A 10,916-nucleotide genomic window follows, 5' to 3' on the forward strand; every position below is an offset into this window, starting at 1 on the left:
TGCCTCTGCAGCCATCAAATGACGGGCAAGAAAGGCTTTCTCTTCCTCAATTGTCATATATGCATGGTTACGACCACCACGTGTTTCTTGAAGGAGAGAGTCGAGTCCGAACTCCTCATATTTTTTTACAGTTGGCCAAATCGTTGTTTGATTACAGTCTAAAAGCTCTATAATCTCTTTATAAGATTTACCCATCAGACGAAATAGAACGATTTGAAGGCGTTTATGATATTTAGCTGTACTAGAGTCTTTTAAAAGTGTTTTGATAGCTTGGATTTCTTCTTTAGTTGATTTCATATTACTATTATATAATGCTTTTTGATTTTAGTCTAGTATTAATCCCAATTTTCCATTATGAATACAATAGTAAATGGTTGAAATTCCCACGTTAACCCCTTTAGCCATAACCATCATTTCAGGAGAAAACTTTTGATTATGATAGTGGAGAATCTTTTCCTTTAGTTCTTTGGTTAAGCTTGATTTCTTGACCGAGCGCCTGCGATTGTTTTCATAAGACTGTTGAGCATAGTCGGTAGAATAAACCTCTTTGAAGCGCCCTTTTCCAAGACATTGTCAGACTGTCTCACGCTTGATTTCAGTGTGGATAGTTAGTTTGAGGAGCTTTTCCAAGCAAAGAGGCAATTTCTCTATTTGATTTTCCTTCTTTTGTTTGGCTTTTGTAGTATAATTGTCTTGCATCTCTGTGCCTTTCTTGTGTTTGTGGTTGAACAACAAGTATAACACAGAGGTGTTTTCTTATGCCTAGAAGAGCTTTCATTTTTTTCAAAAAAGGTTGAAAAAACACCTTTGTGAGATGAAATACCCTTCAAATACCGTATCTCCCAAGTGAAAATCTCACAAATTTCTTAAACTTTGAGTCAAACTTCACATATCTAATCCATATCGATAGTTGGACAGAACTCACTTCTATGGTATTATCCTATCCCCCTTCCAAATGTCAAGCAAAAATGACAAGTATTTTAGAAATAACTCGCCATTTCATTAACTTTCTACTATATTAAAAAAATGTGACCTCATAGCAAGGACTCAAACTCAGCGACGCTCATACCCAGCTGATGGCTGGCAACCTCGGAAGTCAGAAGTCCTTGGCGAACCATATCCAGAAAGGCAAAAAGTTTCCCACGTTCCAAGCCTTCTTCTCGCCCTTGTTCAATCCCTTCAGCTCGTCCACGTTCAAGACCACGCTCCAGTCCCTGTTCAATCCCCTCTGCACGACCACGCTCTAAGTCTTTTTCCTCCGCTTGTTCCAATGCATAGTCATGAGCGAGTAAGGCTTGTTCTTCACGCATACGTAGTTGACTAAACATTTTCCTGTCCTCCTCGGACCAGCTCTTGTAATCTAGCAGTTGGTCTGCTTGGCTGATGGCTCGCTCGGGGCGCTGGGTAAAGGGTTTATTCCCGAAAAACTCCAACCATGGCTTGCGAACGCTATCCTTGCTGGTTTCTCTGTATTTTTTAATTCCAAGAATACCATCTTGACTAGATGGTTTTCCTGTCCATTGTTTGTGATGGTTAAGACTTCACCTGTCGTTCCCTCTCGCATACTAAAGCTATGAAAAGCTTAATCATCCTGAAAGTAATTACTATCCACAATAGCTATTGCGTATACTGATGCGATGTGTTTATAACTTTGGTGAGCGTTTCCTTCTTATTGGCGAATTTTTTCTAGATTTTGATTGACCTGACTGCACAAGTAAGCCCACAGGAGATTGATGAAAAAATTCTGATGATGAACTTGAATTTCAATGATTACTTGGGTTCCATTATCCAACTCCACCAAGACATCAATACTGGTATAGAAATCTTGTGCTTAATAGGGCAGAGAAGGCAAGACGTGAATGTTACTTCCTTCCAAAATGGTCACATTTTTTGCTGGTAAATCCAGCATATCGCGAATAAATTGACAAGTGATTTCTGGATTGCTGAAAATTTTCTTAGCGTCCAAATCATTGGTTGAGCTAATGCCCGGATGTCTTAGAATCATTCTTTCTCTCCTTTCATTATAGCACATTTTTAAATCTAGGTTTGCTAGATTCACTGCTTCTATCTATAGTAAAATGAACCAAAAACAGTACACAATGTTGTATAATCTTCTTATGGCATATTCAATAGATTTTCGTAAAAAAGTTCTCGGCTATTGTGAGCGAACAGGTAGTATAACAAAAGCATCACAGGTTTTCCAAATCTCACGTAATACCATTTATGGCTGGTTAAGGCTAAAAGAGGGAACAGAAGAGCTAAACCATCAAGTAAAAGGAACAAAACCAAGAAAAGTTGATAAAGATAGACTTAAAAACTATCTTACTGACAATCCAGACGCTTATTTGACTGAAATAGCTTCTGAATTTGGCTGTCATCCAACTACTATCCACTATGCGCTCAAATTTATGGGGTACACTCGAAAAAAAGAACCACACCTACTATGAACAAGACCCAGAAAAGTATCCTTATTTCTTAAGAATTTTAATAGTTTAAAGCACTTAGCACCTGTTTATATTGATGAAACAGGATTCGATACTTACTTTTATCGAGAATATGGTTGCTCATCAAAGGGTCAGTTAATAGGAGGTAAAGTCTCTGGAAGAAGATATCAGGGGATTTCTTTGGTTGCAGGGCTAACAAATGGTGAGTTAATCGCTCCAATAACTTACCAAGAAACAATGACGAGCGACTTTTTTGAAGCTTGGTTTCAGAAATTTCTCTTACCGACATTAAATACACCCTCAGTTATTATTATGGATAATGCAAGATTCCAATAGAATAGCTAGAATAGAATTCTTGTGTGAAGAGTTTGGGCATAAACTTTTACCCCTTCCTCCCTACTCACCTGAGTACAATCCTATTGAGAAGACATGGGCTCATCTCAAAAAGCATCTCAAAAAGGTATTACCAAGTTGCAATACCTTTTACGAGGCTCTTTTGTCTTGTTCTTGTTTCAATTGACTATATTTATTCGGAAAAAAGACGAAAAAACCTGAGAACCATCTCAGGCTTGGTCATTAAATTTTTTTCTCAATACCGAAAAGTGGAGAAAGTGGTCGTTTTTCATGAATACGTACGATAGCATCCCCTAGGAGATGAGCGATTGAAATCTGCTCAATCTTATCAATCAAACGCTCTTCTGGAAGATAGATGGTATCCAAAACAACCAATTTCTTAATAGCTGATTTTTGGATATTGTCCGTAGCAGGACCAGAAAGAACTGGGTGCGTACAGCTTGCATAGACTTCAACAGCACCAGCTTCCGCAAGAGCATCTGCCGCATGACAAATCGTTCCAGCGGTATCAATCATATCATCAATCAAGATACAAGTCTTGCCTTCAACCTTACCGATGATGTTCATAACTTCACTAGTATTCATCTTATCAACGCTACGACGTTTATCAATAATAGCGATAGATGTTTTCAAAAATTCTGCCAACTTACGAGCACGAGTCACCCCTCCATGGTCCGGGCTGACAACCACATAGTCAGAACCAACCATACCACGACGCTCAAAATAATCTGCAATCAGAGGAGCACCCATCAAATGATCCACAGGAATATCAAAGAATCCTTGAATTTGCGCAGCATGCAAGTCGATGGTCAATAAACGATCCACTCCAGCTACTTCAAGCATATTTGCGACAAGTTTTGAAGTGATTGGCTCACGCGCTCTCGCCTTTCTATCCTGACGTGCATACCCATAGTAAGGCATGACAACATTGACAGATTCTGCACTCGCACGCTTCAAAGCATCTACCATAATCAAAATTTCAAGCAGATTGTCATTTACAGGCGAACTAGTTGATTGTAGGATAAAGACGTGTTTCCCACGGATTGATTCTTCAATGTTGACCTGAATCTCTCCATCTGAAAATTGGCGAACACTTGATTTCCCCAACTCTATCCCAATATCCTGCGCCACACGTTCTGCCAATTCTTTATTAGAAGAAAGGGCAAACAGCTTTAAATCAGAAAAAGACATGATTTCCTCCGGTATATATGTATCGCTTGTGCTTTTCACAAGATTTTCCATCTACCATTGTAGCGCTTTTTGCACTATTTTTCAATCAAAAATAAAAGAAGGACACCATATTTGTACCCTTGCATCATTCTTTTGAAAAATATTCTAGGTCATCAACTCATTGTGTTTCTCAACAAAGCAATAAGCATGATAAAAACCATAGAGAGCAATAGCCGTAACCACTGGAATCACTAAAGGCAACTCTGTCTCCAATTCAACAAAAGGAGAGTTAAACAAGAAGTGAGTTCCCAAGGCTAAACCTAGAAAAATAAGACCCTGTTTCTTGCCAACCTTCTGCCCTTTATAGGCTCTGTAAAGCAAGTAAACACCTACTACAGCTAGATCTGAAAAAGTCCAGTGAGAGGCAATTCCTGAGATGATACGCTCTAAAATTCGCGAAATAGTAAAGTCAAAGCCCTCTGGCAAATCCGTACGAATATAACCAATATCCTCAATCATTTGGAATCCCAAACCGGAAGCAATTCCAAGTAAAAACAAAGATTTTAATTTTCGCACAGGAATCAAAGCCAAAACAAAAACAAGTGTCAATAATTTCAAGGGTTCTTCTACCAAAGGAGCCACAATAGCACTTTCAAAGGCATTTAAAAATGGACTATCTGGGAAAAGCATACCCAGCAAATCATGGATATAGGTATTCGCAAAGCTAGATAACCAGCCTGAAAGGAACATCCCACCCAATAAAGACAAAATCAAGGCGTTCTTTGGGAATTCCCATTTTTTCCCAATACGGAAGAGAAAATAAAGAGCCGGAATCATGTAAAAGAGAGCTAGAAAGATAGAAACTCCCATTAGTCCATATTCCGCACCTAACCTCGAACCGTCCGTATAGTAGATGGTTTCATACTGTAAACCAATACATAGCAATAAAATAAAAATAAATAAAATACTGCTTTTCTTCATACACTTTCTTTCTAAATGAAGTATTTATAATTCTACGACTGTCATACTTCCTGTATCAACATTGTAAATGGCACCAAAGATAGTGACATCGTCTGGTATTAGGGGAGACTCGATAAGCAGTTGCATATCCTCGCGTACACTCTCTTCTATATCTTGGAAGGGCAAGAAGTCCTGGTCTGACACATCTACACCTAATTCCTCTTTTAAATACTCCTGAAAAGGTTCATTTTCAAAGGTCTGAGCACCACAGTCTGTATGGTGCAATACCACAATCTCTCTTGTCCCCATTTGTTGCTGGGAAATAACTAGCGAACGAATCATGTCTTCAGTCACTCGACCACCTGCATTCCGCAAGATATGAGCATCCCCAAGTGCCAAGCCCAGAGCTTGTGCAACGTGCAGACGAGAGTCCATACAGGTCACAATAGCTACTCTTGTTTTGGGTTTAAGTGGCAGATTTAACTGCCCATGTAAGGCAACATAAGCCTGATTAGCTTGCATAAACTGTTCAAAATACGACACGATTCCCTCCTTGAAAATTTGATAGTCAAATATTTCTCCTATCTTATCATTTTTAAGAGAATTTGTCACGGATTATGCAAAGACCTTTTTCAAAACTTCCTGAATCGTTGTCACGCCAATGACCTGAATTTCCTTAGGCAGAGTGATTCCTGTCAAGGAATTCTGAGGTACATAAATCTTAGTAAAGCCCAGTTTAGCAGCTTCGTTGATGCGTTGCTCAATACGATTCACGCGCCGAATCTCTCCTGTCAAGCCCAGTTCTCCGACAAAACATTCCTGAGGATTAGTTGGCTTGTCTTTGTAGCTCGAAGCAATAGCAACTGCAACAGCCAAGTCAATCGCAGGTTCATCCAATTTAACACCACCAGCAGATTTGAGATAGGCATCCTGATTTTGCAAGAGAAGCCCTGCACGCTTTTCTAAAACAGCCATAATCAGACTCGCACGATTAAAATCAAGTCCTGTCGTAGTACGCTTGGCATTTCCAAACATGGTCGGTGTTACCAAAGCCTGAACCTCCGCCAAAATCGGACGCGTCCCTTCCATGGTCACAACGATTGACGAGCCAGTTGCTCCATCCAAACGCTCTTCTAGGAAAACTTGACTCGGATTGAGGACCTCAACCAAGCCACCTGACTGCATCTCAAAAATCCCAATCTCATTAGTGGAGCCAAAACGGTTTTTGACCGCTCTTAAAATACGGAAGGTATGGTGACGCTCCCCTTCAAAGTAAAGCACCGTATCCACCATATGCTCCAACATTCTCGGCCCAGCCAAGGTTCCTTCCTTGGTCACATGCCCTACGATAAAGATGGCAATGTTATTAGTTTTGGCCAGTTGCATAAGTTCAGCCGTCACCTCACGTACTTGAGAAACAGATCCCTGCACCCCTGAAATCTCAGGAGACATAATGGTCTGAATGGAGTCAATAATGAGGAAGTCTGGCTGGATGCGCTCCACCTCTGCTCGAACACTCTGCATATTGGTCTCTGCATAGAGATAAAACTCGCTATCAATATCTCCCAAGCGCTCTGCTCGTAGCTTAATCTGCTGGGCAGACTCCTCCCCACTAACGTAGAGAACTGTCCCCACTTGGGACAACTGGGTTGAGACTTGTAGGAGAAGAGTCGATTTCCCGATTCCAGGATCCCCACCAATGAGGACAAGACTTCCCGGTACCACTCCGCCTCCAAGTACACGGTTGAATTCCTCCATCTCCGTCTTGGTTCGATTGACGTTGATTGAAGTCACCTCAGCTAGTTTCATGGGCTTGGTTTTCTCACCTGTCAAGGACACACGCGCATTCTTGACCTCGGCAACCTCAACCTCTTCTACAAAAGAAGACCAAGACCCACAGTTAGGGCAACGCCCCAGATATTTAGGGGAATTATACCCACAATTTTGACATACAAATGTCGCTTTTTTCTTTGCGATGATAAACCTCTTTCTATATCTCTAACTCACACTCAATCACTTGGCAAAAATCAATCTTATCATTTGGCACAAACTGACGCATGAGCATTCGATGAGCAACAACTACCACAGTCTGATGTTCTCGATACTTAGACATACATTCTAAAAAACGAGACTTCATTTCCGTAGCTGTCTCATATTGAATAGGACTATTAGGAAGCAACTCCCCCTTGTTTTCTAAAAACAGTCTTCTAGTTGTTTCAAAGTTTTCTATTCCTGTTTTATAGACCTGCCATTCATGCAATAATGGCTCCACTCTCAAAGGAAGTCCCGTAGCACAAACCACATACGAAGCCGTTTCTAAAGCTCTTGTGACTGCAGAAGATACGATTATTTCAGCTGAAAAGAGTAAAGGATTGGTGCTCAGTTCCTGAGCTTGCTGCCGTCCCTTCTCAGACAAGGGTGCCAAATCTATCCCAAATCCCGTATAAGAACGCTCTTCTAACTCATGATAATCTGGCTCCCCGTGACGTACAAAGATAGTCTTCATCTTATTGCCCTGTCGAACCAAATCCACCAGTCCGCACGCCGTCTGCCGCATCTCCATCTGCGATTAAGAAAGGAGCAAAGACAGCCTGGACCACACGTTCCCCAACTTCAAGAACAACCTCTTGGTCTGTAATATTCTTCATCTGAGCAAAAATATGCCCTTCATTTCCAGGATTTCCATAATAATCTCCATCAATGACCCCAACTGAGTTAATTAAAACCAAGCCCTTCTTACGAGGATTTGAAGAACGATCATAGAGGTAGAGAACCTCAGTCGGCTGCATATAAGCCTTAACCCCTGTCGGAACCAATACAATCTCTCCTGGCGCGATAACTGTGCGCACAGCAACCTTTAAGTCATAACCAGCCGCATGCGCCGTCTCACGCTTGGGCAATAAATTTTCATCCGTAAAACTCGAAACCAATTCAAAACCACGAATTTTCATAATTTTCTCTTTTCTATTATCATTTATTCTAGATTATTCTATCTTATTTATTCGGAAAAAGCACGAAAAAAAGAGCACACAATTCAAATCGCTTAGGGCTGCTGGATTCCTCCCCTGACCCGCTTCACGCAGAACTGTTGCTCCACTATTTATTATATCACATTCCTATTCATTTTAAAAGCAAAATTATTTTTTCCGTCTATTTCTAAAAAAATCCTGCATGATAGCTGCGCATTCATCTTCCAAAATTCCTATTTCAACCTCCACACGATGATTGAGACGCTCATCTGTCAAGATATCGTACAAACTCCCAGCAGCACCAAATTTCTGGTTTTTAGCCCCATAGACCACGTTTGGAATACGGGCGAGTCCAATCGCCCCACTACACATGACACACGGCTCAATGGTCACAAAAAGCGTGCAGTCCAGCAAGCGCCAGCTCTCCTCACTCAAGTTCGCATTCTCTATGGCCATAATTTCCGCATGCATAACCGCTCGCTGCAGTTCCTCACGCGCATTATGCCCACGGCCAATGATTTCTCCGTCCTTGACAATCACACAACCAATTGGAATTTCATCGTGTTCAAGAGCAATCTCAGCCTCTCTCAAGGCCTCTCTCATGAAGACTTCTTTTTCTTCAACTGTATAATTCATCAATTTCCCTTTTACTACTTATCGATTTTATTATTATATCATGAATCCCAAGACAAAAAAAGCCACCAAATGCGGTGACTTTATAGGGAGATTATTATGAAAAAGAAAAGTTTAGGATATTCGTTACAACAAGTTAGGAGGTCTTCTTGTAACTGTCTATAGTATACCCGACCTATCTTAAACAAATCTTAAAAATCTCTTAGGACCAAACACTTTCTAAAATATTTGTTTGTTCACGACCAGGACCCACTGAGAAAGTAGAAATACGAACGCCAACCAATTCACTCACACGACGAACATAGTTACGCGCATTCTCAGGAAGATCCTCCAAATTACGAACTCCAGTAATATCTTCTGACCAACCTGGCAACTCTTCATAGATAGGTTTGCAACGCTTCAATTGCTCAAGACTAGCTGGATAGTAGTCAATACGTTGACCATCAAGATCATAGGCCACACAGATTTTCACAGTATCTAAACCACTCAAAACATCGATAGAGTTCAATGAAAGATTAGTAATACCAGAAACACGACGACTATGGCGCATCACAACTGAGTCAAACCAACCCACACGACGTGGACGACCAGTTGTTGTACCATATTCATGACCTACTTCACGGATACGTTCTCCCACTTCATCAAACAACTCAGTTGGGAAAGGACCGTCTCCTACACGACTCGTATAGGCTTTACATACACCTACAACCTTGTCAATCTTACTTGGACCAACACCAGAACCAATTGTCACACCACCAGCCACAGGGTTTGAAGAAGTAACAAATGGATAGGTCCCTTGGTCAATATCTAGCATAACACCTTGTGCACCTTCAAAAAGCACACGTTTACCATTATCAAGCGCATCATTCAAAATGACGGACGTGTCTGTCACATATTTCTTGATTTGTTGACCATATTCGTAATATTCTTCAAAAATATCATCGAAGACGATAGCTTTACTATCATACAATTTTTCAAAAAGACGATTCTTTTCAGCAAGGTTACGTTCTAAACGCTCACGGAAAATGTCTTTATCCAAAAGATCGGCGATACGAATTCCCACACGAGCAGCCTTGTCCATATAAGCTGGACCAATTCCCTTGATTGTAGTCCCAATCTTATTGTCGCCCTTAGCTTCTTCTTGCAAACGATCTAACTCGATATGATAAGGCAAAATGACATGCGCGCGATCAGAAATACGCAAGTTATCAGTTGTAACACCTTCCTCATGAAGATAGCTCAACTCTTTTACAAGAGATTTAGGATTTACAACCATACCATTCCCAATAACAGAGATTTTTTCAGGGAAGAAAATCCCAGATGGAATCAAGTGCAATTTAAACTTCTTACCATCAATCACAATCGTGTGACCTGCATTATCACCACCTTGGTAACGTGCAATCACTTCTGCATTCGCTGAAAGGAAGTCTGTAATCTTCCCTTTACCTTCATCACCCCATTGGGTACCTACAACAACAACTGAAGTCATAATCTTGTCTGAGCCCTCAGGCTCTTCCTTTCTCACATACATGGCAGGACTCTCACCTGCAATTATATCTTACAATTTATTATAAGAAAAAATCGCCTTTTTATCAAGAAGAAACAATAGAAAGATTTGCTATTTCCAACTATTAAAAAATGATTTAGAAAAATAAGCAGCTATTTATTATTATCTTTCCATAAAAAAGTAAATTTGTTCGGAAATTAACTCAGACTATCTCAACAAGAAATAAAACCTTGTTTCATTATCATCTTTTCAAGATACAAACGATAAGCAACACGATAATGGTAAACGATAAAATCCCTACGACACCCAATACCATATCTCACTAAATAATAAATTAAAAATTTAAAATGAAAATGTTCCCAGTCAAAATTATCACCAAATACAGTACCATACTCTTCTTCAATATTTCTATAAAAATCCGCCATCTGCTCATAAATTTTTTGTAACATGATCAAATACTCCTTTTCTTTTTTATGAACTTATTCTAACAAAAAATTTTAATTAATCATTAATAATTCCTGAATTGTACAAATACCAACCTCAATAAGATAAAAAATAGGAAAAGTTGACAGAATAGGAACAAATTTACTACCTAAATTAGACTATTATAGACCTTATTAACTGCGTTAAATACTAAAAGAGAGTTGAGGTAAAAATCTTAAAATAAGAAAAACGCATAGTATAGTTGCTTAGTTTCAAACAAGCATGTTATAATAAAGCTATGGCATATAGTACAGATTTTAAACAGCGAGCATTAGATTACATCAAAGAGGGGCACAGCCATGTCGAGGCAGCCAAGGTTTTTGATGTTGGCGTCAGAACTCTCTTCATGTGGGAAAAGAACTTACGTGAACAAGGACACTTAGAGAGGAAAAAGCG

The 10,916-nt window shown here is 39.9% G+C and carries 11 protein-coding genes, 1 other RNA gene and 3 pseudogenes; 2 read left to right on the forward strand and 13 right to left on the reverse strand.

Translation table 11 applies throughout. From position 1 onward, the window contains the following. The 3 genes and pseudogenes from HT729_RS06515 to HT729_RS12040 all read right to left on the reverse strand — a co-directional run. The coding region (locus tag HT729_RS06515; protein ID WP_172931816.1) for a helix-turn-helix domain-containing protein at nt 1–297 on the reverse strand (297 nt) is incomplete at its 3' end. 39 nt (nt 298–336) lie between these two features. Next, nucleotides 337–739 (reverse strand): annotated as a pseudogene (locus HT729_RS06520) (hypothetical protein); the annotation flags it as partial. Between the two features lie 295 nt (nt 740–1,034). After that, nucleotides 1,035–2,005 (reverse strand): annotated as a pseudogene (locus HT729_RS12040) (PD-(D/E)XK nuclease family transposase). Between the two features lie 112 nt (nt 2,006–2,117). Between HT729_RS12040 and HT729_RS06535 the strand changes: the two are divergent. Then, nucleotides 2,118–2,964 (forward strand): annotated as a pseudogene (locus HT729_RS06535) (IS630 family transposase). 56 nt (nt 2,965–3,020) lie between these two features. On the opposite strand, the gene HT729_RS06540 reads toward HT729_RS06535, so the two are convergent. The 10 genes from HT729_RS06540 to comW all read right to left on the reverse strand — a co-directional run bounded on the left by HT729_RS06540 (nt 3,021) and on the right by comW (nt 10,486). Further along, nucleotides 3,021–3,989, reverse strand: a complete 969-nt coding sequence (locus HT729_RS06540) for a ribose-phosphate diphosphokinase (protein WP_138702616.1) — start codon at nt 3,987–3,989, stop codon at nt 3,021–3,023. A gap of 144 nt (nt 3,990–4,133) precedes the next feature. Continuing rightward, nucleotides 4,134–4,949 (reverse strand): PrsW family glutamic-type intramembrane protease, encoded by an 816-nt coding sequence (locus tag HT729_RS06545; protein WP_172931817.1) that lies wholly within the window; start codon nt 4,947–4,949, stop codon nt 4,134–4,136. A gap of 24 nt (nt 4,950–4,973) precedes the next feature. Next, the gene (locus HT729_RS06550) at nt 4,974–5,471 is read right to left on the reverse strand and encodes a carbonic anhydrase (protein WP_007285146.1); all 498 of its coding nucleotides are present in this window, start codon (nt 5,469–5,471) and stop codon (nt 4,974–4,976) included. 72 nt (nt 5,472–5,543) lie between these two features. Then, entirely contained in the window at nt 5,544–6,908 is a 1,365-nt protein-coding gene (gene radA / locus HT729_RS06555) for a DNA repair protein RadA (protein ID WP_172926266.1), read from the reverse strand. Nucleotides 6,909–6,918: 10 nt separating this feature from the next. Further along, nucleotides 6,919–7,434: a histidine phosphatase family protein gene (locus HT729_RS06560; protein WP_172931818.1), complete on the reverse strand. Its 516-nt coding sequence runs from the start codon at nt 7,432–7,434 to the stop codon at nt 6,919–6,921. A gap of 1 nt (nt 7,435) precedes the next feature. Continuing rightward, nucleotides 7,436–7,879 (reverse strand): dUTP diphosphatase, encoded by a 444-nt coding sequence (locus tag HT729_RS06565; RefSeq protein ID WP_050236578.1) that lies wholly within the window; start codon nt 7,877–7,879, stop codon nt 7,436–7,438. Between the two features lie 56 nt (nt 7,880–7,935). Continuing rightward, nucleotides 7,936–8,033, reverse strand: an RNA gene (gene ffs / locus HT729_RS06570) — signal recognition particle sRNA small type. Between the two features lie 32 nt (nt 8,034–8,065). Next, nucleotides 8,066–8,533 carry a tRNA adenosine(34) deaminase TadA gene (tadA, locus tag HT729_RS06575; protein WP_119941923.1) on the reverse strand — a complete coding sequence of 156 codons (468 nt, stop codon included), beginning with the start codon at nt 8,531–8,533 and terminating at the stop codon, nt 8,066–8,068. A gap of 199 nt (nt 8,534–8,732) precedes the next feature. Further along, a complete protein-coding gene (locus HT729_RS06580) occupies nt 8,733–10,019 on the reverse strand; it encodes an adenylosuccinate synthase (protein ID WP_050208768.1) in 1,287 nt (428 codons plus the stop codon). A gap of 230 nt (nt 10,020–10,249) precedes the next feature. Further along, nucleotides 10,250–10,486 carry a sigma(X)-activator ComW gene (gene comW / locus HT729_RS06585; protein WP_000939541.1) on the reverse strand — a complete coding sequence of 79 codons (237 nt, stop codon included), beginning with the start codon at nt 10,484–10,486 and terminating at the stop codon, nt 10,250–10,252. 272 nt (nt 10,487–10,758) lie between these two features. On the opposite strand from comW, the gene HT729_RS06590 reads away from it, so the two are divergent. Further along, nucleotides 10,759–10,916 (forward strand): transposase (locus tag HT729_RS06590; protein WP_240164422.1); only part of this gene is annotated, 158 nt, incomplete at its 3' end.

Origin of the sequence: Streptococcus sp. 79 (genome assembly GCF_013277425.1) — a bacterium.
Lineage (GTDB): Bacteria > Bacillota > Bacilli > Lactobacillales > Streptococcaceae > Streptococcus > Streptococcus pseudopneumoniae.